At 68.5% G+C, this 20,958-nt stretch carries 18 protein-coding genes; 10 read left to right on the top strand and 8 right to left on the bottom strand.

Features of this window, described 5'->3' with window-relative positions; all coding sequences use genetic code 11:
- Nucleotides 1–52 precede the first annotated feature (52 nt).
- A complete protein-coding gene (locus tag ACAG24_RS06640) occupies nucleotides 53–847 on the top strand; it encodes a ParA family protein (protein WP_445206172.1) in 795 nt (264 codons plus the stop codon).
- Here ACAG24_RS06640 and ACAG24_RS06635 read toward each other — a convergent pair.
- Nucleotides 844–2,055, bottom strand: coding sequence for an Rv3212 family protein (locus tag ACAG24_RS06635; RefSeq protein ID WP_370472580.1), 1,212 nt, complete (start codon nucleotides 2,053–2,055; stop codon nucleotides 844–846). The two genes, ACAG24_RS06640 and ACAG24_RS06635, sit on opposite strands and share 4 nt — an antisense overlap.
- Before the next feature lie 9 nt (nucleotides 2,056–2,064).
- Nucleotides 2,065–3,564 carry a DEAD/DEAH box helicase gene (locus ACAG24_RS06630; protein ID WP_370472581.1) on the bottom strand — a complete coding sequence of 500 codons (1,500 nt, stop codon included), beginning with the start codon at nucleotides 3,562–3,564 and terminating at the stop codon, nucleotides 2,065–2,067.
- 256 nt (nucleotides 3,565–3,820) lie between these two features.
- Between ACAG24_RS06630 and ACAG24_RS06625 the strand changes: the two genes are divergently transcribed.
- Nucleotides 3,821–4,534, top strand: a complete 714-nt coding sequence (locus tag ACAG24_RS06625; RefSeq protein ID WP_370472582.1) for a ferritin-like fold-containing protein — start codon at nucleotides 3,821–3,823, stop codon at nucleotides 4,532–4,534.
- A gap of 8 nt (nucleotides 4,535–4,542) precedes the next feature.
- Here the strand turns inward: ACAG24_RS06625 and ACAG24_RS06620 are convergent, their stop codons facing one another.
- Complete coding sequence (locus ACAG24_RS06620; protein WP_370472583.1) at nucleotides 4,543–5,388, bottom strand: MmpS family transport accessory protein; 846 nt, start codon at nucleotides 5,386–5,388, stop codon at nucleotides 4,543–4,545.
- 257 nt (nucleotides 5,389–5,645) lie between these two features.
- Between ACAG24_RS06620 and ACAG24_RS06615 the strand changes: the two genes are divergently transcribed.
- The gene (locus ACAG24_RS06615; protein ID WP_370472584.1) at nucleotides 5,646–5,903 is read left to right on the top strand and encodes a DUF3107 domain-containing protein; all 258 of its coding nucleotides are present in this window, start codon (nucleotides 5,646–5,648) and stop codon (nucleotides 5,901–5,903) included.
- 79 nt (nucleotides 5,904–5,982) lie between these two features.
- On the opposite strand, the gene fasR is transcribed toward ACAG24_RS06615, so the two are convergent.
- On the bottom strand, nucleotides 5,983–6,657 hold the full coding sequence (gene fasR / locus ACAG24_RS06610) for an HTH-type transcriptional activator FasR (RefSeq protein WP_370472585.1): 675 nt from the start codon (nucleotides 6,655–6,657) through the stop codon (nucleotides 5,983–5,985).
- A gap of 191 nt (nucleotides 6,658–6,848) precedes the next feature.
- Between fasR and ACAG24_RS06605 the strand changes: the two genes are divergently transcribed.
- From ACAG24_RS06605 to ACAG24_RS06595, 3 genes are all read left to right on the top strand, one after another.
- Nucleotides 6,849–7,880 (top strand): DUF3152 domain-containing protein, encoded by a 1,032-nt coding sequence (locus ACAG24_RS06605; protein ID WP_370472586.1) that lies wholly within the window; start codon nucleotides 6,849–6,851, stop codon nucleotides 7,878–7,880.
- A gap of 113 nt (nucleotides 7,881–7,993) precedes the next feature.
- A complete protein-coding gene (gene moeZ, locus ACAG24_RS06600) occupies nucleotides 7,994–9,172 on the top strand; it encodes an adenylyltransferase/sulfurtransferase MoeZ (RefSeq protein WP_370472587.1) in 1,179 nt (392 codons plus the stop codon).
- Nucleotides 9,173–9,208: 36 nt separating this feature from the next.
- Nucleotides 9,209–10,063 carry a TIGR02569 family protein gene (locus tag ACAG24_RS06595; protein WP_370472588.1) on the top strand — a complete coding sequence of 285 codons (855 nt, stop codon included), beginning with the start codon at nucleotides 9,209–9,211 and terminating at the stop codon, nucleotides 10,061–10,063.
- Between the two features lie 82 nt (nucleotides 10,064–10,145).
- On the opposite strand, the gene ACAG24_RS06590 is transcribed toward ACAG24_RS06595, so the two are convergent.
- Both ACAG24_RS06590 and ACAG24_RS06585 read right to left on the bottom strand, forming a co-directional pair.
- Complete coding sequence (locus ACAG24_RS06590) at nucleotides 10,146–10,442, bottom strand: MGMT family protein (RefSeq protein ID WP_370472589.1); 297 nt, start codon at nucleotides 10,440–10,442, stop codon at nucleotides 10,146–10,148.
- Between the two features lie 2 nt (nucleotides 10,443–10,444).
- Nucleotides 10,445–11,227: an alpha/beta fold hydrolase gene (locus ACAG24_RS06585; protein ID WP_370472590.1), complete on the bottom strand. Its 783-nt coding sequence runs from the start codon at nucleotides 11,225–11,227 to the stop codon at nucleotides 10,445–10,447.
- A gap of 77 nt (nucleotides 11,228–11,304) precedes the next feature.
- Between ACAG24_RS06585 and ACAG24_RS06580 the strand changes: the two genes are divergently transcribed.
- Both ACAG24_RS06580 and ACAG24_RS06575 read left to right on the top strand, forming a co-directional pair.
- Nucleotides 11,305–14,421 (top strand): ATP-dependent helicase, encoded by a 3,117-nt coding sequence (locus tag ACAG24_RS06580; protein WP_370472591.1) that lies wholly within the window; start codon nucleotides 11,305–11,307, stop codon nucleotides 14,419–14,421.
- Nucleotides 14,418–17,690 carry an ATP-dependent helicase gene (locus ACAG24_RS06575; RefSeq protein WP_370472592.1) on the top strand — a complete coding sequence of 1,091 codons (3,273 nt, stop codon included), beginning with the start codon at nucleotides 14,418–14,420 and terminating at the stop codon, nucleotides 17,688–17,690. Before ACAG24_RS06580 ends, ACAG24_RS06575 begins: the two co-directional genes overlap by 4 nt.
- On the opposite strand, the gene ACAG24_RS06570 is transcribed toward ACAG24_RS06575, so the two are convergent.
- Complete coding sequence (locus ACAG24_RS06570; protein WP_370472593.1) at nucleotides 17,687–18,091, bottom strand: DoxX family protein; 405 nt, start codon at nucleotides 18,089–18,091, stop codon at nucleotides 17,687–17,689. The two genes, ACAG24_RS06575 and ACAG24_RS06570, sit on opposite strands and share 4 nt — an antisense overlap.
- Nucleotides 18,092–18,137: 46 nt before the next feature.
- Between ACAG24_RS06570 and ACAG24_RS06565 the strand changes: the two genes are divergently transcribed.
- Nucleotides 18,138–19,217, top strand: a complete 1,080-nt coding sequence (locus tag ACAG24_RS06565) for a potassium channel family protein (protein WP_370472594.1) — start codon at nucleotides 18,138–18,140, stop codon at nucleotides 19,215–19,217.
- A gap of 42 nt (nucleotides 19,218–19,259) precedes the next feature.
- Nucleotides 19,260–20,186 (top strand): NAD(+) diphosphatase, encoded by a 927-nt coding sequence (gene nudC, locus ACAG24_RS06560; RefSeq protein WP_370472595.1) that lies wholly within the window; start codon nucleotides 19,260–19,262, stop codon nucleotides 20,184–20,186.
- Here nudC and map read toward each other — a convergent pair.
- Nucleotides 20,183–20,956 carry a type I methionyl aminopeptidase gene (map, locus tag ACAG24_RS06555; RefSeq protein ID WP_370472596.1) on the bottom strand — a complete coding sequence of 258 codons (774 nt, stop codon included), beginning with the start codon at nucleotides 20,954–20,956 and terminating at the stop codon, nucleotides 20,183–20,185. The genes nudC and map overlap by 4 nt on opposite strands.
- Nucleotides 20,957–20,958: the final 2 nt, after the last annotated feature.

Genomic DNA, 20,958 nt, shown 5'->3' with positions numbered 1-20,958 from the left:
GATGGACAGGGGAGGACAACACGATGGCAGAACGGGCTTCAGAATGGGAAATGTGACGCGGGTATTGGCGGTCGCCAATCAGAAAGGCGGGGTCGCCAAGACGACGACGGTGGCGTCGTTGGGTGCGGCGATGACCGAGCAGGGCAAGAAGGTGTTGCTCGTCGACCTCGACCCGCAGGGCTCGCTGACCTTCTCGTTGGGGCACGATCCCGACAAGCTGCCGGTCTCGGTACACGAGGTCCTCCTCGGCGATGTGGAACCCGACGCCGCCCTGGTGCAGACGCCCGAGGGTATGACGTTGCTGCCGGCCAACATCGACCTTGCCGGGGCCGAGGCGATGCTGTTGATGCGAGCCGGTCGCGAACATGCGCTCAAGCGGGCGCTGGACAAGGTGAGCGCCGACTTCGACGTCGTGATCATCGACTGTCCGCCCTCGCTCGGGGTGCTGACGCTCAACGGGCTGACCGCTGCCGACGAGGTCGTCGTACCGCTGCAATGCGAGACGCTGGCACACCGGGGCGTGGGCCAGTTCCTTCGCACGGTGTCGGACGTGCAGGCAATCACCAACCCGAATCTGACGATGCTCGGTGCGCTGCCGACGCTGTACGACTCCCGCACCACCCACAGCAGGGACGTGCTGTTCGACGTGGTCGACCGCTACAACCTCCCCGTGCTGGCCCCGCCGATCCCTCGCACCGTGCGCTTTGCCGAGGCCAGCGCCTCAGGTGCATCGGTGCTCACCGGCCGCAAGAACAAGGGCGCGGTGGCCTACCGGGAGTTCGCTTCGGCGCTGCTGAAGCACTGGAAGACCGGCAAAGCGCTGGCGACGTTCACGCCCGAGGTCTAAGGCCCCAGCGCGACCAGTTCGTCGCCCCGCTGCTCCAGCAGCGTTTCCCCGGCCACCGCGGGTACGACGGGGCCGTCGGCGGCTGGGCGTTGCAGCGGGATGTGTTTGTCGCCCGCGCCGGTCTGCGGATCGAAGACGTCGTAGCCGGTGGTGACGGGCACGAGCAACTTGCCCGCCATCACGGTCGCCGGTCCGATCGGGGCGTCGTCGCCTGAGGGCGCGACGGTGTACTTGTACTGGAGGTTGTCGGCGGAGAACACCATCAGCACCTTCCCTGTCCACCACGTGATGAGGTCACCGGCCCGTGACGCCGTGGCATCGGGGGAGGGCGCACCGTCGACGATCGTGGTGTCGATGGTCGCGCCCGTGTCGTCGATGACGTCGAGGCGCGGCCTCGGGGTGGGCACATACAGCGCGGTGTAGGAATCGGTGACCGCCACGACGCGGGCGCCTGAGCCGTCGGCGACGCCCTTCTGCTGGGCGTACTTGACCTCCGGAGTGTCTTCTTCGTCGGACGGGCGCAACAGCGTCAGGCGCAGATCCTGGTTGTTGCACGCCTCCAGAACCGACACCGAGCTGGAGCTCGCACCCGCAGAGACGAAACGGCACAGCGGCGTTGCCGGAACACCGGGTTTGATCGGCGCATCGAGTGCGCCGTAGCTCAGCATCCGCACCATGTCCGAACGCCACATCTCCAGCCGCGTCTCCCCGGCCGACAGCACGGTCGAGCCGTCCCCGGAGAGCGTGACGTCACGGTCGGAATAGCTGGTGCGCGACGGCCCGCGCATTCCGGTTTTCGCGTCGACCGTGCTGACCTGACCGCAGCCGCGCACGTCGGGATAGACGGCGACGGCGTAGTTGTAGACCCAGGTGACGCCGCACAGCTCGAGATCGCGGGCGTAGCTCCACAGCGTGGTGCCGGTAGCGGGGTCGCGACCCTCCATGCCCCTGCCGTCCCCGGTGACGACGGCGCCGGAGACAACCAGCGGCTGCGTGGTTTTCCCGCTGGGTGCAGTCCACCGCTGCGTCAGCGAATCCGGAACGGCGACAGCAGGTTTGAGGCTCGGCACCGGTTCGGCGGCCGGCTTGCTGATCGTCGCTCTGGCGTCGCTGGTCCACCACACGGCGGCCGCGACGAGGATGACGACACCCGCGATCGCTGCCGCCGCGATGAGGTCCGCCCGAGTGCGGCGTTCGGGTTTGACCAATGCAGTCGGTTAGTTGGTGCCTGCGGCCGTACCCGCGGCCGGCGCCTTGCTGGGCCGACGGCGGCGGCGCCTGCGTGCCGGTCGGGCCTCGCCGTCGCCGGCGTCGGGGGCAGCTGCGCCGGTGTCGTCGGACGCCGAGGCTTCAGGAGATCCTTCGGGATGCCCGGTGACCGCCTTGCCGCCGCGCGTGCGGCGCCGGTTGCGATTGCGCGCGGGACGTTCGCGCGGCTCCCGCGGTTCGGGCGGCTCCTTGTCCGCGGTGCGCTTGGGCCTGCCGATCGAGCCGCCGGCATCGGTCGGGATGTTGAGCTCTTCGTAGAGGTGCGGCGAGCTGGAGTACGTTTCGGCAGGCTCGGGGGTCTCGAGGCCGAGCGCCTTGTCGATCATCGCCCAGCGGGGCAGCTCGTCCCAGTCCACGAGGGTGACGGCAATGCCCGTCTTGCCTGCGCGGCCGGTGCGGCCGATGCGGTGCACGTAGGACTGCTCGTCCTCGGGGATCTGGAAGTTGATCACGTGGGTGATGTCGTCGATGTCGATGCCGCGCGCGGCGACGTCGGTCGCGACCAGGACGTCGACCTGTCCGGTACGGAACGCCTTGAGCGCCTTCTCGCGTGCGCCCTGCCCGAGGTCACCGTGAACGGCACCCACCTTGAAGCCGCGCTCACCGAGCTCGTCGGCGACCTTCTGTGCGGTGCGCTTGGTGCGCGTGAAGATCATGGTCGCGCCGCGGCCTTCGGCCTGCAGGATGCGGCTGACCATCTCGACCTTGTCGAGCGCGTGGGCGCGGTAGGCGAACTGTTCGGTGGTGTCGTGGGTGGCCGCCGAATGCGGGGCCTCGGCGCGGATGTGGGTCGGCTGCGTCATGAACGTGCGCGCCAGCGTGATGATCGGGTCCGGCATGGTCGCCGAGAACAGCATGGCCTGCCGCTTGTCGGGGATCTGCTTGAGGATGCGCTCGATGTCGGGCAGGAAGCCCAGGTCGAGCATCTCGTCGGCTTCGTCGAGCACGAGCGTCGACAGACCGCCGAGCTGGAGGTGGCCCTGTTGCGCGAGGTCGAGGAGACGGCCGGGGGTGCCGACGACGACGTCGACGCCCTTCTGCAGCGCCTCGATCTGGGGCTCGTAGGGGCGGCCGCCGTAGATGGCGGTGACGGTCAGCTTGCGGGAGTCGTCAGCCTGGAGGTACTTCGACGCCGCGATGAGGTCACCGTGCACCTGGATGCACAGCTCGCGGGTCGGAACGACGACCAGAGCGCGCGGAATGCCGGTCAGGGGACGATCGGTGTCGGTGCTGATGCGGTGCAGCAGCGGGACGCCGAACGCGAAGGTCTTTCCCATACCGGTGCGGGCCTGCCCGATGAGGTCGTCGCCGGCCAGCGCCAGAGGCAGCGTCAACTCCTGGATCGCGAAGGCGTGTTCGATGCCGTTCTCGGCGAGGGCTCGGACGATCTCGTCGCGGACGCCGAGTTCGGCGAATGTCGGTGTGGGATGCGGGGTTACGGGAGTCATGCTTGGTAGACGAAGCCTTTCACGTGTCAATCCTCATGTGTTGTCACGCGCACATGAGTTGTGAAGTGAACCTTCGCCGGGCCCTGCGCTGAGGGGGCGGGCCGCCTGCATGCACGCACATTTCCAAGGTGTCTGCGGCAGTAAATGCCGGCGTGACCTGGGTAGATCCGTCGGCACGTGCGCCGACACCATCCCCATGGTAGCCGGTCGACTGCTCAGAAGCGGCATTGACGCATGCGGCGTTTAGAGTTGGGGCATGACTTCGACGCCGCGCGCGGCCGCCACCTCTGCTTCTGCGGGCGAGCCGAACGGCTCGGATTCGCCGCGTGTGTCTCTCGAACATTCCGGCATCAACGAGCTCTTCGCACTGCTCGCCTACGGCGAGGTGGCCGCCTTTTACCGGCTCACCGAAGAGGCCAGGATGGCGCCGAACCTCAGTGGCCGGATCAACATGGCGAGCATGGCCGCCGCGGAGATGAACCACTACGAGGTGCTGCGCGACGCCCTGGAGCGCCGTGGCGTCGATGTCGTCCCCGCGATGACCAAGTATGCGTCCGCGCTCGAGAACTACCACCGGCTGACCACCCCGAGCACCTGGCTCGAAGCGCTGGTCAAGACGTATGTCGGGGACGCCCTGGCCGCCGACTTCTATCTGGAGATCGCCGACGTGATGCCCGACGAGGTCGCCGATGTGGTGCGGGCGGTGCTCTCGGAGACGGGGCATTCCCAGTTCGTCGTCGCCGAGGTCCGGGCCGCTGTGACGGCCAGCGACCGCCAGCGCCACCGGTTGGCGCTGTGGTCTCGGCGGTTGCTCGGCGAGGCGATCACGCAGGCCCAGTTCGTCATGGCCGACCACGACGAACTCGTCGACCTGGTGATGGCAGGCGGCGGCCTGTCGCAGATGACGGGCTTCTTCGACCGGCTCCAGCACACCCACAGCACCCGCATGCAGGAGCTCGGTCTGGCGTGACGGCGGGTCTAGCGCGTGCAGTTGGTGATGATCGAGTTGTTGTTCTGCGCGGCGATCAGCGAGCCGTTGGCGTCGACGATGGCGCAGTTGAGCTGACCTGACACGCTGGTCGCGGTCACCGAGCTCAAGGTGACGCCCGGGTTCAACACAATCGTCTTCGACCACGGCAGCGCCGCGTTCACATCGGTTTGCAGCGCGCCTTGGGCATCGGTGTAGATCACGGTTACGAGGTCGAGCAGCGCGCGGTTGCCGGTGATCCGGTAGGTGACGGTGCCGGGCGCGGCGGCCACGGGCGGCGGCGCTGCCTGGGGCGCGGGCAGCAGCGGTGACGGCGCGGCGGGTGCAGGCGCCGGGGTCTCGGCCGTTGGGCTGACGGTGGTGACGGTCTCGGCCGGAAGCGACGGAGCTGCGGGTGCCGCCGCGCGCGGGGACGGCGCGGCCGATGGTTCCGGCGCACTCGACGTCGGCAGGGGTGACGCGACGGTCGCCGACACCGATCCGCTGTCGCCGCCGCCGAGGATCATGCTCGCGGTGATCACCGCGACGAACAGGATCGCCCCCGCGACGCCGGCGATCCACATCCACCGCCGGTCGAGCCGGGCCTCGTCGAGGTACTCGTCGTAACTCTCGGCGTCGTCGTAGTCGTCGTCGTGGTCGTCGTTGTAGTCGTTGTAGCCGTCGGAGTGGTACGGCGGCAGCGCGTCGGTGTCCAGGTCGTCGTAGCGGTCCGAATCGTCGGTCGCAGTTCCGTAGCTGCCGTATCTGCCGCTGCGGCGTCCGCTGCCGTGTGGGCTGCGGATGCGCTCTGTCGGGGTCAGAGAATACGGCGATTGTGCGGTGTAAGGCCTGTTCATGCCACTTTCCCAGTCAGCTCTATCCGTTTTCGTGGCCGATGCTACTGAGGCAGAAGTGACGTATGGGGCTGACGCGCCTGCCTCGCGGTCACGGTCGGGACTCGGTTCGATCGCCCTGTTGTTATGGGCCGGGGCCGACGTGCCGCGGCGGCGCGGTTTCGCTCCTCGCGTACGGGGCTGCCCAGCGGCCCCTCAGCCGGCCGACGTCCACTAGCCTCCTTGAGGTAGACGAGCACACGAACAGAAGGGTTCTCACCGTGGAGGTCAAGATCGGTGTCACCGACAGCCCGCGCGAGCTGAACTTCGCCAGCGCGCAGACCCCGGCCGAGGTGGAGAAGTTGGTCACCGATGCGTTGAGCGGCGATCCGGCCGTGCTCGGTCTCACCGACGAGAAGGGCAGGCGTTTCCTCGTCCAGTCCGCACGCATCGCCTATGTCGAGATCGGGGCCGCAGACTCGCGCCGCGTCGGCTTCGGTGTCAATGCCGTCGGCGCGGAAGTCACCAAGAGCCAGTAGGGCCTGCCGGGAGCGCGCTTCCCGCGGGAAACGCTTGATGCGAAAACCCTTGCGGGAGCGCCGCTTACGGTCTGATGCTTTAGGAGCGCGTCATGGGGACGTGTGACAGCCCGCCCCAGATGAACTGGACGGTGCCTTCGACGGCGTCGTCTTTCTCGATCGGACGCTCGTTGTTGAGCCAGTACCGCGCGGAGTCGACGCTGATGCTGACCAACCCGACAGCGATCATCCGGGCCCGGTGCGGCTCAAGACCGGAGTCGTGGCTGATGAGATCGAACACCGCGTCGGTGCACGATTCGGTGGCGACCTTGACCTGCGCAGCCACCTGGGGTTCGGTCACGTAATCGTTCTCGAAGATCAGCCGGTAGCCCTGGCTGTCGTGCTCGATGAAGTCGAAGAAGGCCTGCACCGCGGCGCGCACGCGCTGGCGGTTGTCGGTGGTGGTCCGCAACGCCTGGCGCACGCCGGAGACCAGGTTGTCCACGTGGCGCTGCAGCACTGCCAGGTACAGCTCGACCTTCGACGAGAAGTGTTGGTACAGAACCGGTTTGCTGACTCCTGCGCGGTCGGCGATCTCGTCCATGCCCGCGGCGTGGTAGCCGCGGTCGACGAACACCTCGCTGGCTGCGACAAGCAGTTGCCCACGGCGCTCATCGCGCGGCAGGCGGTTGCCGCGCCGCACCGCGACGGGGGCGCCGGTGCCGTTGGCCGGCTGGCCTCCTCGTCGCTGCGCCGACCTGGCGAGTTCGCTCATCAAAACCTCGAAATATCCAGCCGGCGCGACCGGCGTCCTGAAATGGCTGCGAATGACAGTACTACCGTTGGCCGACCCTACGCCTCAGGACAGCGGGTCGGTCGCCTCTGCGTCCGGGAGGGGCGGATGGGCACGCGCCCTCGGTGGCGCGCCGGACCAGCAAGTCCGTTGACCTGTGTCATTCTGTTTCGGTGACCTACGACCCAGGGCGTCGCGGGGGCGGTCGCGTGCCGGTGTTGCGCGACGAGTGGCGGGAGCCGCTTCGCGCGCAGCGCGACCCGCTGGCCGAGCAGCCGGGTAGGCCGCGGGCCAACCGCGACGAGCATGCGCGCTTGCGCAAGCAGTCCTGGATCGGCCGTTTCATCTCGACATACGGGTGGCGCGCCTATGCGCTGCCGCTGCTGGTCGTTCTCACCGCGGTCGTCGTCTACCAGACTGTCACCGGCACGAGCGCTCCCCAGGCCGTGGAAGAGGAAGGGCCCGTTCAGGGGCCGCCGACGATCGGCATGGCGAGCACCGCCATCGTCGGCGCCCCACCCAAGGGGCTGACCGAATTCGACGCCAGCCTGCCCACGGGGATCCTGCCGCAGGGCGGGCCCTTCACCGAGGCGGGCGCCCGCACCTGGCACGTCGTCCCCGGCGCGACACCCCAGGTCGGCCAGGGCACCACCAAGGTCTTCACCTACACCGTGGAGGTCGAAGACGGCGTCGACACCACGACTTTCGGCGGTGACGAAGGTTTCGCGCGGATGGTCAGCGAGACGCTGGCCAACCCGAAGAGCTGGACGCACAACCCCGAGTTCGCGTTCACTCGGGTCGACGCCGCGTCAGGGGTGGTGCCGGACTTCCGGGTGTCGCTCACCTCGCCGATGACCATTCGCGACGGGTGCGGGTACGACATCCCACTGGAAGCGTCCTGCTACAACCCCGCCTTCCAGGGGCAGCCGCGGGTATTCATCAACGAGGCGCGGTGGGTGCGCGGAGCGGTGCCGTTCCAGGGCGACATCGGGTCCTACCGGCAATATGTGATCAACCACGAGGTCGGCCACGCGATGGGCTACGCGCGCCACGAGCAATGCGCCGAAAACGGTGCGCTGGCGCCGATCATGATGCAGCAGACCTTCTCCACCAGCAACAACGATGCGGCGAAGTTCGACCCCGGCACGGTGACCGCCGATGGTCTGACCTGCCGGTTCAACCCCTGGCCGTATCCGATCGCGTGACGTCGGCGCCGCAAGCGAGTTCTCGCCCGAGCGGGCGGGAAGCGATGGGGCCTCGTTGCTGTTGAATCCCGTACCTGCTGAGATGGGTCGTACAGCCAACCAAGGAGAAGTCGGTGTCCTCACCGTTGCCGCCGCTGGTAGAGCCAGCGGCTGAACTGACTCGCGAGGAGGTCGCGCGCTACAGCCGCCACCTCATCATTCCCGACCTCGGCCTGGACGGGCAGAAACGGCTGAAGAACGCCAGGGTCCTCGTCATCGGGGCCGGCGGTCTGGGATCGCCCACGCTGCTCTACCTGGCGGCCGCAGGTGTCGGCACCATCGGCATCGTCGAGTTCGACGTCGTCGATGAGTCCAACCTGCAGCGCCAGATCATCCACGGCCAGTCCGACATCGGTCGGTCCAAGGCGCAGAGCGCCAAGGACTCCATCCTGGAGGTCAATCCTCTCGTCACGGTCAACCTCCACGAGTTCCGCCTCGAACCGGACAACGCGGTCGACCTGTTCGCGCAGTACGACCTCATCCTGGACGGCACGGACAACTTCGCGACGCGCTACCTCGTCAACGATGCGGCCGTGCTGGCGGGCAAACCGTACGTGTGGGGCTCGATCTACCGCTTCGAGGGCCAGGTTTCGGTGTTCTGGGAGGACGCCCCCGACGGACTGGGCCTGAACTACCGCGATCTCTACCCGGAGCCGCCGCCGCCCGGGATGGTGCCCTCATGCGCCGAGGGCGGCGTGTTGGGCATCCTGTGCGCGTCCATCGCATCGGTGATGGGCACCGAGGCCATCAAACTGCTCACCGGAATCGGCGAGCCGCTGCTGGGCCGTCTCATGGTCTACGACGCGCTCGACATGACCTACCGGACGATCAAGATCCGCAAGGATCCGTCGACGCCGAAGATCACCGAGCTCATCGACTACGAGGAATTCTGTGGCGTCGTCTCCGACGAGGCCGCGGAGGCGGCCGCCGAATCCACGATCACGCCGCGCGAGCTGCGGGAGCTGCTGGACTCCGGTAAGTCGCTGGCGCTGATCGATGTTCGCGAGCCGGTCGAGTGGGACATCAACCACATTCAGGGTGCCGAGCTGATCCCGAAGGGTTCGTTCGAGACGGGCGAGGCGCTGTCCAAGCTGAAGGTGGACCAGACGCCGGTGTTCTACTGCAAGACCGGTGTCCGCTCGGCCGAGGTGCTCGCCATCGTGAAGAAGGCCGGATTCTCCGACGCGCTGCACGTGCAGGGCGGAATCGTGGCCTGGGGCAAGCAACTCGAACCCGACATGGTCATGTACTAACGCTGGGTTGGCCGTCGCGGCGCTTACGCTGTTGCGGTGACCGCAGAGCGCCCGCCAGAGCATGTACTTGCAGCTTTCGGGCTGTCCGGGGTGCAGCCGGCGCCACTGGGTTCCAGCTGGGAGGGCGGCTGGCGCTGCGGCGAGGTCGTGTTGTCGATGGTCGCCGATCATGCCCGCGCGGCATGGTCGGCGAAGATCCGGGAGACGTTGTTCGTCGACGGCGTGCGGCTGGCCCGCCCCGTCCGTTCGACCGACGGGCGCTACGTCGTGGCCGGTTGGCGGGCCGACACCTACGTCGCGGGAACGCCGGAACCGCGGCATGACGAAGTCGTCTCCGCGGCAGTGCGGTTGCACGAGGCGACGGCGAAGCTGGAACGTCCCCGTTTCCTGACTCAGCCGCCGATCGCACCGTGGGGCGACGTCGACGTGTTCATCGCCGCCGACCGGGCGGCGTGGGAGGAGCGCCCGCTGCATTCCCTGCCGCCCGGCGCGAGAGTGGGGCCGGGCACGTCGGACGGCCAGAAGTCGATCGAGCTGATCAACCAGCTCGCCGCCCTGCGTCGTCCGACCAAGAGCCCCAGCCAGCTGGTGCACGGCGACCTCTACGGCACAGCGCTTTTCGCGGGCACCGCGGCACCGGGGATCACCGACATCACGCCGTACTGGCGTCCGCCCGCGTGGGCGGCCGGCGTCGTCGTGGTGGATGCTCTGGCCTGGGGTGAGGCCGACGACGCGTTGATCGAGCGTTGGTCGGCGTTGCCGGAATGGCCGCAGATGCTGTTGCGGGCGTTGATGTTCCGTCTCAGTGTGCATGCACTACACCCGAGGTCGACGGCCGCCGCGTTCCCCGGCCTGGCGCGCACGGCGGCACTGGTGCGGCTCGCGTTGTGATTCCCGCGGCTTCGCCCGCGAAATATCATTCCGGGCTGTGGTTTGGCCTGCTGCCACAGCCCTGGCTTCACGGTCGGCGAACTCAGAACGTGTGGCGGTACTGCTTCAGCGACACTCGGCCGTCATCGGCCAATACTCCTTCGGCGCGCAACCGCTCCAGCTGACGGGTCTCCAGGTGCGGTGCGGGCCGCCCCGACGCCCGGATCACCCGATGCCAGGCCAGATCCGACGAGTCGGTCCGCATGATCCACGCGACGATTCGCGGACTGGGAAGCCCTGCGGCGTCTGCGATGTCACCGTAGGTGGACACGCGGCCGGACGGGATGGCCCTTACCAGGGCTCGCACCGTCTCCACCTGCTCCTCGGTGATCGCCGCCATCGTCAGGCCAGCCGGTCCCGGATCACCGCCGCGGTCTCGGCCGGTTTCGCCAGCGGGACCATGTGGTCGCAATCCCACTCCAGCAGCGTGAAATTCGGTCCAAGGCCGGCATCCAGAGCGGCGATCAGCTCGTCGCTCGCGTAAGGCGGGTCGGTGCGCGCGGCCCGCACCAGCGTGGTGGGGGTTCCGTCGCGCGGCACGGGGACGGGGCGGGTCAGCTCGCTCCAATAGGACAGCATGGCCGGAATGCTGATGCGCCACCCGACGCGGCCGCCCGCAGTGTCGACGAGGTGCTCGTCGAGTTCGCGTTCGAGCTCGTCGTCGGCCACTTCGCCCCACGAACCGCCGATCTTCTCCTGGCGGGCTTCGGCGCGGTCGGTGTAGTCGGGAGAGCTGTACATGTCGTCGGCCACCTCGCGCATCCACCGCCCGTCCAGGGCCACGGCCGGATCGAGCAGCACCAGGCCCGTGATCAGATCCGGCCGCGCCGCAGCGAGGTTCAGCGCGATCGCACCGCCGAAGGAGTGGCCCACCACGACCACGGGGTCGCCGCCTTCGGCCTCGAGGAGTGCGGTCAGCGCCGCGACGTTGGCCTCGATCGTCCACGGGGCATCCCACGAGGATCGCCCGTGCCCGAGGAGATCGGGGGCGATGGCCGTGACGTCGGGCAGATGCTGGGTGAACAGTGTCTCCCAGCGATTGCCGTGTCCGGTCAGTCCATGGACGGCCAGAACCTCGGCGGGTCCGGTCGGTCCGAATCGATAGGTGCACAACGGGTCGGTCACCTTGCCGATCGTGCCAGGCGCGCACGGCGCAGACCATGCGAGGGGGATTTGTCGGACCCTCGTGATGGTATGCCTGCATGTCCGCGCCGCATACCGAACTGACACTCGACGCCTTGGGTCGCCGGGGCACGCGTGGCACCGTCCGGGTGCTGGGCGGGCCGGGCACGGGCAAGAGCACCCTGCTCGTGGACACCGCGGTGGCTCACATCGCGGCCGGTTGCGATCCGGAATCGATTCTGCTGCTGACGGGTTCGGCGCGGCTGAGCGCTCACGCCCGGGCATCCATCACGTCGAGGCTGTTGGGTGCGGGTGGGCGTGACGCGGTGCGTGAACCTCTCGTGCGCACCGTGCACTCGTATGCATTCGCGGTGTTGCGGCTCGCCGCGCAGCGTAACGAAAGTCCCCAACCACGGTTGATCACCAGCGCAGAACAGGACGGGATCATCCGGGAGCTGCTCGCCGGCGACCTCGAGGACGGCGACGCGTCGCCTGTCCGGTGGCCCGAGCGGCTGCGACCGGCGCTGAGCACCGTCGGGTTCGCCACCGAACTGCGTGACCTGATGGCCCGCTGCAGTGAGCGCGGTGTCGATCCGCTTGCGCTGCAACGCATCGGGCGCCTCAGCGGCCGCCCGGAGTGGCAGGCGGCCGGCCGGTTCGCCCAAGCCTACGAGCAGGTCATGCTCCTCCGTTCCGCCGTCGGCATGGCCGCCCCGCAAGCCACCGTTCCGGCGCTCGGCGCCGCGGAGCTGGTCGGCGCGGCCCTGGAGGCCTTTGCCATGGACACCGACCTGCTGGCCGCCGAACGGGCACGTATCCAGCTGCTGCTCGTCGACGACGCCCAGCACCTCGATCCGCAAACCGCGCGGCTGGTCGAGATCCTTTCCGCCGGTACCGAACTCACCGTCATCGCAGGAGATCCGCACCAGACGGTGTTCGGTTACCGTGGCGCCGACCCGGCGTTGCTGCGCGGTGACGGCCACACGTTGACGCTCACCCGATCCCATCGTTGCGCGGCGCCGCTGGCCGACGCGATCACCGCCGTCACGCGGCGGCTTCCTGGTACTGACGCAGTGCGTGAGTTCGCCGGCACCGAAGCTTCGGGCGCGCTGACGGTGCACATCGCCGCGTCGCCACACGCGGAGTCGGCTCTGATCGCCGACGCGCTGCGCCGTGCGCGCCTCGTCGACGGCGTGCCCTGGGACCAGATGGCCGTGATCGTCCGCTCAGTTCCCCGCATGGGCGCGACGCTGGCGCGTGCGCTGGCCACCGCTGGTGTCCCCGTGGACCAGCCGCACACCGAGGCGCCGCTGGCCGATCAACCGGCCGTGCGGGCGCTGCTCACGGTCCTGGAAGCCACGGCCGACGGCCTCGACAACGACCGCGCGCTGGCCCTGGTGACGGGTCCGATCGGGCGGATCGACCCGGTGTCGCTGCGTCAACTGCGTCGCGCGCTGCGCCGGGCGGCTCCCGGGGCATCCGATTGCTTCGGCGAGCTCCTGGTGAACGCGTTGAACGGGGAACCCGTGACCCTGCCCGACGAGCAGGCTCGCGCGCTGCGACGGGTCCGCTCGGTGCTGACCGCCGCCCGTCGCAGCGCCGACCAGGGCAGCGACCCGCGGCACACGCTGTGGCAGGCATGGCACCGTTCGGGATTGCAGCGGCGGTGGCTTTCGGCCAGCGAGCGCAGTGGCCCCGCGGCGGCACAGGCAGAACGGGACCTCGATGCCGTCACCGCCCTGTTCGACGTCGCAGAGCAGTACGTCGCCCGCACGGCGGGAACGTCCATACGCGGCCTCGTCGACCACATCGGATCGCTGTCCCTGCCTCCCGCCCGCGGCGACGACCGGGCCCGTACCGGTGTCTCGCTGGTGAGCGCGCATTCGGCCCTGAACCGGGAATGGGAGTTCGTCGTGATCGCCGGACTCCAGGAAGGGCTGTGGCCCAATGTTTCCCCGCGCGGAGGCGTACTGGGCACCCAGCATCTCGTCGATGTCATCGACGGTGTCGTCCAAGCGGGCCAACGAGTGTCGAGCCGGGCGCCGCTGCTCGCCGAGGAGCGGCGCCTCCTGATCGCGGCGATGGGCCGGGCGCGCAGCCGGTTGCTCGTGACGGCGGTCGACAGCGATTCCGGTGACGACGCGATGCTGCCGTCGTCGTTCTGCCATGAGCTTGCCGCGCTCTCCACCGAGCCGATGTCTGAATCCGCCGCACCGATCAGGGCCCCGCGGCTGCTGGCGCCGGCAGCGCTGGTCGGACGGCTGCGCGCCGTTGTGTGCGCGGAACCCGGCACCGTCGACGACATCGAAAAATCATGTGCGGCAACTCAGTTGGCGAGGTTGGCCGCTGCGGGTGTACACGGGGCGGATCCCGGATCGTGGTACGCCTCGCGGGAACTGTCGACCGAGGAGCCCCTGTGGGAGGGCGACGACCATGTGGTCAGCTTGTCTCCGTCGACGTTGCAGATGCTGTCGGACTGCCCGCTGCGCTGGCTGCTGGAGCGGCACGGGGGCGCGCGGGGCCGCGACGTCCGTTCGGCGCTGGGATCGCTGGTGCACGCGCTCGTGTCGGAGTCGGGCAAGTCCGAGTCCCAGCTCGTCAATGAGCTCGAGAAGGTCTGGGAGGAATTGCCTTTCGATGCTCAGTGGTATTCGGACAACGAGCTGATCCGGCACCTTGACATGCTGTCGACGTTCCTGAGATGGCGTACCGACACCCGGTCCGAGTTGACCGAGGTCGGCACCGAGGTCGACGTCGACGGCGAGATCGGCGACGCCGACGCCGAGGGTCCCGCTGTGCGGATCCGGGGGCGGCTCGACCGGCTCGAGCGCGACAACGAGGGCCGGCTCGTCGTCGTGGACATCAAGACCGGCAAGAGTCCTGTCACCAAGGACGACGCCCAGAACCACGCGCAGCTGGCGATGTATCAGCTGGCGGTCGCCGCAGGTTTGATCGCCGAGGGCGACCAGCCGGGCGGTGGGCGGCTCGTCTACCTCGGCAAATCCACCGGTGGCGGCGCCGCCGAACGCCATCAGGACGCACTGACACCGGATGGTCGTTCCGATTGGCAATCGCGGGTGAAGCAGGCAGCCTGCGCGACGCAGGGCCCCGATTTCGTCGCACGGGTCAACGACGGATGTGCTCACTGCCCTGTACGCCCGATGTGCCCGGCCCAGAATTCCAGGAGTAAAGCGTGACCGCACCCCGTTACAGTCCCGCGGAGTTGTCCCGGGCCCTCGGGCTTTTCGAGCCGACCGACGAGCAGGCGGCCGTGATCGCCGCGCCGCCGGGACCGCTCGTCGTCATCGCCGGTGCCGGCGCAGGCAAGACCGAGACGATGGCCGCACGCGTGGTATGGCTGGTCGCCAACGGCTACGCGTCCCCCGGAGAGGTGCTGGGTTTGACGTTCACCCGTAAGGCCGCGGGGCAGCTTTTGCGGCGGGTGCGGGCGCGGCTGGCGCGGCTCGCCGGCACGGGGTTGCTGGTGCCCGCCGCCGCCGGCGCCGGTTTCACCGAAGACCCTGTCACCGTCGGCACCTATCACGCCTTCGCGGGGAACCTGCTGCGCGAGTACGGGCTGATGCTTCCCGTCGAACCCGACACCCGGCTGCTCACCGAAACTGAGCTGTGGCAGTTGGCCTTCCGTGTGGTCTGCGAGCACCCGGCGGCGCTGGACACCGACAAGTCGCCTGCCTCTATCACCGGGATGGTGTTGCGTCTGGCCGGACAGCTCTCCGAGCATCTCGTCGACACGGCGCAACTGAACGACACCCATGTCGAACTCGACCGGCTGGTTCATCACCTGCCCGCGGGCAGATATCAGCGAGATCGCGGCCCCAGCCAGTGGCTGTTGCGCATGCTGGCCACCCAGACCGAGCGCACGATGCTGGTCCCGCTGATCGACGAGCTGCACCGCAGGATGCGCGAGGAACGCGTGATGGATTTCGGCATGCAGATGGCCTCGGCCGCGCGACTTGCGTCGCAATTCCCCTCTGTCGGTGAGCAATTGCGGCAGCGCTACCGGGTCGTCCTCCTTGACGAGTACCAGGACACCGGGCATGCACAACGTGTGGCTCTCTCGGCTCTGTTCGGCGGCGGGGCCGACGACGAACTGGCGCTGACCGCGGTCGGTGACCCCATCCAGTCGATCTACGGCTGGCGCGGCGCGTCCGCGACCAACCTGCCGCGATTCACCACCGACTTCCCGCGTTCGGACGGGACGCCGGCGCCGACGCTGGAACTGCGCACCAGCTGGCGTAATCCGCCGGAGGTGCTGCATCTGGCGAACGAGGTCTCCGTCGATGCCCGACGGCGTTCGGTGTCGGTGCGGTCGCTGCAGTCGCGGCCCGGCGCCGAACCGGGTGCTGTGCACTGCGCGCTGCTCTCCGACGTCGAGGCCGAGCGTGACTGGGTCGCCGACCAGGTCGCGCGCCGGTGGCACGCGGGCGGCAGCGCGCCGGGTGGGGCACCCACTGCGGCGGTCCTGGTGCGACGCAACGCCGACGCCGCGCCGATGGCCGAAGCCTTGAACCGGCGCGGTGTCCCTGTCGAGGTGGTCGGGCTCGCGGGTCTGCTCGCCGTTCCCGAGGTCGCCGACGTGGTGGCGATGTTGCGGCTGTCGGCCGACCCGACTGCCGGTGCGGCCGCCGTACGGGTGCTGACCGGCCCACGCTGGAGGCTCGGCGCCCGCGATGTCGCCGCGTTGTGGCGACGGGCCGCAGCGCTGGTCGACGCGGGGCCAGCGGATGCATCGTCGGCGACGGCGGACATCGTGGCCGCGCTAAGCCCCGACGCCGACACCGCGTGCCTGGCCGACGCGATCTGTGACCCCGGAGAGGCGGCGGCGTACTCCGCCACCGGTCACGCCAGGATCGTCGCGCTGGGGCGGGAGCTGACCGCACTGCGCGCCCACCTCGACAGCCCGCTGCCCGACCTCATCGCCGAGATACGACGCGTCCTCGGTGTCGACGCCGAAGTTCGTGCCGCTCAACATATTTCGGCGGGATGGTCGGGCACCGAGCACCTCGATACCTTCGGTGACGTGGTCGCCGACTTCTCATCGCGTGGGTCGGCGACAGTATCGGGCCTGTTGGCCTACCTGGACATTGCGGAGCAGGTGGAGAACGGCCTTGCGCCTGCCGAAGTCACCGTGTCCGCCGACCGCGTCCAGATCCTGACCGTGCATGCGGCGAAGGGGCTGGAGTGGCAGATCGTCGCCGTGCCGCACCTGTCGGGGCGGGTGTTCCCGTCCACGGCCTCGCCGCGAACATGGCTCACCGATGCCGCCGACCTGCCGCCGTTGCTGCGCGGCGACTGCGCCACGGTGTCCGCACACGGTGTCCCCGTTCTCGACACCTCGGACGTCAGTGATCGGAAAGGGCTGTCCGACAAGATCTCCGATCACAAGCGAAGCCTCGAGCAGCGGCGCACCGACGAGGAGCGGCGGTTGCTGTATGTGGCGATCACCCGCGCTGAGCACACGCTGCTCGTGTCGGGACATCACTGGGGTGCCACGGAGTCCAAGCCTCGCGGCCCGTCCGACTTCCTGTGCGAGCTGAAGGACGTCATCGCCGCGTCGACGGCCGCGGGCACTCCCTGCGGAATGGTAGACGTCTGGGCCGACGCACCCGCCGACGGTGAACCCAATCCACTGCGGGACCGTGAGATCGAGGCCGTCTGGCCGGTGGACCCGATGGGCGGACGCCGCGCACCCACCGACCGCGGCGCGCAACTCGTCGCCACCGCGATGGCCGGGGAGGTCCCGCCGGTACCGCGGGCCGATGTGCACGGCTGGGCCGAGGACGTCGACGCCTTACTTGCGGAACGCGAACTGGCCGCCCAGCGGCCCGCTCCGTCGCTGCCCGTGCAGCTGTCCGTGAGCGCGATGGTCGAATTGGGTAAGGACCCGGAGGGGGTCGCGCAGCGCCTGCAGCGGCGGCTCCCTCGCCGGCCGGACTCACAGGCGTTGCTGGGAACAGCTTTTCACGATTGGGTGCAGCGGTATTTCCAGGCGGAGAAGCTCTTCGATCTCGACGATCTGCCCGGTGCAGTCGACGCCGATCGGCAGGACCGGGGAGAGCTGGAGGAGCTGCAGGCCGCATTCGCGGTGTCGCAGTGGGCCGCTCGCACCCCGGTCGATGTCGAGGTGCCCTTCGACATGGTGATCGCGGGCCGCGTGGTGCGAGGTCGCATCGATGCGGTCTTCGCCGGCGAGGACGGCACGGTCACGGTGGTGGACTGGAAGACGGGCGACGCGCCGTCCACTCCAGAAGAATTGCAGCACAACGCTGTTCAGCTGGCCGTGTACAGGCTGGCGTGGGCCCGGCTACACCAGTGCCCGGTGTCGTCGGTGCGGGCGGTGTTCCACTATGTGCGTTCCGGCGAGACCGTGGTGCCGCACCTGCTGCCCGACGAGGACGACCTGATCGCGCTGCTGAACGATCACGCGCGGGGGGAGGCCGCCTAGCTCTCCTTGTAGACCTTCCAGGCCTGCGTGATCATCGGGATCTGCAACGGAAGGCGGGCATAGGCGGCGATCCGCATGGGCAGCGGTTTCACGGGATCCCTGGACCACAGCCGCACCATGTTCACGTTCCCCGGCAGCACACCCACGAACAGCGCAATGGCCGACAGTGCTCCGACGCGGCGAGTCTGCGGCGCGATCAGCAGGGCCCCGACACCGATCTCGGCGACACCGGAGGCGTAGGTGTAGAAGCGCTGGGTGCCTGGCAACTCCTCCGGAACGATGGTGTCGAACGGCTTGGGGGCGGCGAAATGCAACACCCCCATCCCGACGAGCCAGGCGCCCATCTTGGCGCCACGCGAGGACTTGGAAATCTGCTGCAGTGCAGATGAGGAGGAGGACATGAGTACATTGTGCTGGTGCGGCTGCCTCACAACCTGACCGGGCCTCATGGCTAAAGGACGCCTGCGCCGCCGGTTGCGCCGATTCGACCAGTCTCTCACCGACATGCCGGTCCACGCGATCACCGATCGCGTCCAGATCCCCACCGAGACCGTCAGCCCGGCGCGTCGCATCACGGTGCGCGTCATTTACGCGCTGGCGGCATTGTTCGCGGCGGTGCTGATCGTCTACATCGACCGGGACGGCTATCGCGACTCGCAGGAAAACCAGCTGTCGTTCCTCGACTGCCTGTACTACGCGACGGTTTCGTTGTCGACGACGGGTTATGGCGATATCACGCCGATCACGCCCACGGCCAGGCTCGTCAATGTCCTGGTGATCACGCCGCTGCGGGTGGCGTTCCTGATCGTGCTCATCGGGACGACCGTCGAAACCCTCACCACGCAATCGCGGCAGGTCTATCAAATCCAGCGCTGGAGGAACAGATTGCGCAACCACATCATCATCGTGGGCTACGGCACCAAGGGCCGGACTGCCGCGGCGGCGATGGTCGGCGACGAGGTCGCCCCCGCCGACATCGTCGTGGTGGACGAGGACGCCGCTTCCCTTGAGCGGGCCAAGAGCGCCGGGCTGGTCACGGTCCGCGGCAGCGCGACCGATTCCGAGGTGCTCCGGCTCGCCGGCGCGCAGCACGCCAAGTCGATCATCGTGGCCACCAACCGCGACGACACCGCCGTGCTTGTCACGCTCACCGCGCGAGAACTCGCTCCCAAGGCCAAGATCATCGCCGCCGTCCGCGAGGCCGAAAACCAGCACCTGCTCGAGCAATCCGGTGCGGACTCCACCGTCGTCACCTCCGAGACCGCGGGTCGGCTGCTCGGTATCGCCGTGCAGACACCGAGCGTGGTTGAGATGATGGAGGACCTGCTGACCCCCGATCGAGGATTTGCGATCGCCGAACGGGAGGTCACGCCCAAGGAGGCGGGCGGTTCGCCGCGGCATCAGAGCGACATCGTCCTCGGTGTGGTGCGTAACGACAAGCTGATCAGGGTGGACGATCCTGAGGTCGACGCGCTCGAGCTGGGGGACCGGCTGCTGTTCATCCGTAGCGCGGATGAGGAGCGATGAGCGCATGCGCGAAGAGCCATGGATGAAGAGCAGAGAACAGCGATGACGCCGTTTCGGCTGCGCAACATCCCGCTGTTGTCCCGCGTCGGCGCCGACCGCGCTGACACGCTGCGCACCGACATCGACGCAGCCGTCGCCGGCTGGGGCGATGCGCTGTTGCTGAGGGTGGACCGGCGCAACCAGGTGTTGATCGCCGACGGCAGCGTGGTGCTCAACAAAGCAGGCTCCGCCGGAGACAGCCCACCCGAGGACGCCGTGTTCCTCGGCAAGCTCGACGACGGTCGCCACGTATGGGGCCTACGTTCGGACCTCGAGCCGCCTGAGGACCCCACCGTCAAAACCGAAGTGCTCGATCTGCGCGGCACCGGTGACATCTTCGACGACGTCAGCGCCCAGCTCGTCGCGACGGCGACCGCGCTGCTGAACTGGCACGCCAGCGCCCGGTTCAGCCCCGTCGACGGCGCGCCGACCAAACCCGTCAAGAGCGGTTGGGCGCGCATCAACCCCGTCACCGGCCGCGAGGAGTTTCCTCGCATCGACCCGGCAGTCATCTGCCTGGTGCACGACGGCCACGACCGGGCGGTGCTGGCCCGCCAGGCGGTGTGGCCGCAGCGGCGGTTCTCGATCCTGGCCGGATTCGTCGAGGCAGGGGAGTCGTTCGAGTCGTGCGTGGTGCGTGAGATCGCCGAGGAGATCGGGCTGACGGTCACCGATGTCGAGTACCTCGGATCTCAGCCATGGCCGTTCCCGCGCTCGCTGATGGTGGGCTTCCATGCGCTCGGTGACCCCGAGCAGCCGTTCGCGTTCAACGACGGCGAGATCGAGGAGGCGCACTGGTTCACCCGCGCCGAGATCCGCGAGGCACTCGAGGTGGGTGACTGGGGTTCGTCGAGCGACTCCCGGCTGCTTCTCCCCGGCTCAATCTCGATCGCGCGGGAGATCATCGAGTCGTGGGCGGCCCTGGACTAGGCAGGGAGGGCGGTGAGCACCCGCGGACCGTCCTCGGTCACCGCGATGGTGTGCTCCGAGTGCGCGGTGTTGGAGCCGTCCGCTGAGCGTAGGGTCCAGCCGTCCTCGTCGACGACCAACTTGTTCGTCCCGCGCCCCCACCAAGGCTCCAGAGCCAGGGTCATCCCCGGCTGCAACAGCAGTCCGCGTCCCGGTTTTCCGCGGTTGGGGACGTGGGGATCTTCGTGCATGGTCCTGCCGATGCCGTGCCCGCCGAAGTCGGTGTTGACGGCGTAGCCGTCGGCGGCGGCGACAGCGCCGATAGCCGCGGAGATGTCGCCGAGGTGATTGCCGGGAAGCGCGGCAGCGATGCCTGCCGCCAGGGCCCGTCGGGTGGACTCGACCAGGGCGGTGTCGGCGGGATCCTTTCTGTCACCGACAACCACCGTGACGGCCGAATCGGCAGCCCAGCCGTCGATTGTCACCGCGAAGTCCATCGTGAGCACATCGCCGTCGCGGAGTACATATGAGCGCGGAAGTCCGTGCAGCACACCGTCGTTGACCGACAGGCAGATGACGTTCTGGAAGGGGCCACGGCCGAACGACGGTGAGTAGTCCCAATAGCACGACACCGCGCCGCGTTCGGCGATCAGCCCCCTGGCGCGGTGCTCGAGCTCCATGAGGTTCACGCCGGGCTCGGCTTCGCTCGCCACGGTGGCCAGCGTCCGCGCCACGAACTCACCCGTGACGGCCATGCTGTCGATTTCCTTGGCGGTCTTGAGTTCGATCATGT

Source organism: Mycobacterium bulgaricum, from assembly GCF_041287165.2.
GTDB lineage: Bacteria > Actinomycetota > Actinomycetes > Mycobacteriales > Mycobacteriaceae > Mycobacterium > Mycobacterium bulgaricum.
The sequence above is the reverse complement of the archived record's forward strand: the minus strand, read 5'-3'. Positions and strand labels throughout refer to the sequence as shown.

Excerpts from the sequence above, each read along its gene's own strand:
- fasR (WP_370472585.1), bottom strand. The coding sequence starts at position 6,657 with ATGAGCGAACTCGCCAGGTCGGCGCAGCGACGAGGAGGCCAGCCGGCC.
- ACAG24_RS06625 (WP_370472582.1), top strand. The coding sequence starts at position 3,821 with ATGACTTCGACGCCGCGCGCGGCCGCCACCTCTGCTTCTGCGGGCGAG.
- nudC (WP_370472595.1), top strand. The coding sequence starts at position 19,260 with ATGACGCCGTTTCGGCTGCGCAACATCCCGCTGTTGTCCCGCGTCGGC.
- ACAG24_RS06570 (WP_370472593.1), bottom strand. The coding sequence starts at position 18,091 with ATGTCCTCCTCCTCATCTGCACTGCAGCAGATTTCCAAGTCCTCGCGT.
- ACAG24_RS06620 (WP_370472583.1), bottom strand. The coding sequence starts at position 5,388 with ATGAACAGGCCTTACACCGCACAATCGCCGTATTCTCTGACCCCGACA.
- ACAG24_RS06630 (WP_370472581.1), bottom strand. The coding sequence starts at position 3,564 with ATGACTCCCGTAACCCCGCATCCCACACCGACATTCGCCGAACTCGGC.
- ACAG24_RS06590 (WP_370472589.1), bottom strand. The coding sequence starts at position 10,442 with ATGGCGGCGATCACCGAGGAGCAGGTGGAGACGGTGCGAGCCCTGGTA.
- map (WP_370472596.1), bottom strand. The coding sequence starts at position 20,956 with ATGATCGAACTCAAGACCGCCAAGGAAATCGACAGCATGGCCGTCACG.
- ACAG24_RS06565 (WP_370472594.1), top strand. The coding sequence starts at position 18,138 with ATGGCTAAAGGACGCCTGCGCCGCCGGTTGCGCCGATTCGACCAGTCT.
- ACAG24_RS06580 (WP_370472591.1), top strand. The coding sequence starts at position 11,305 with ATGTCCGCGCCGCATACCGAACTGACACTCGACGCCTTGGGTCGCCGG.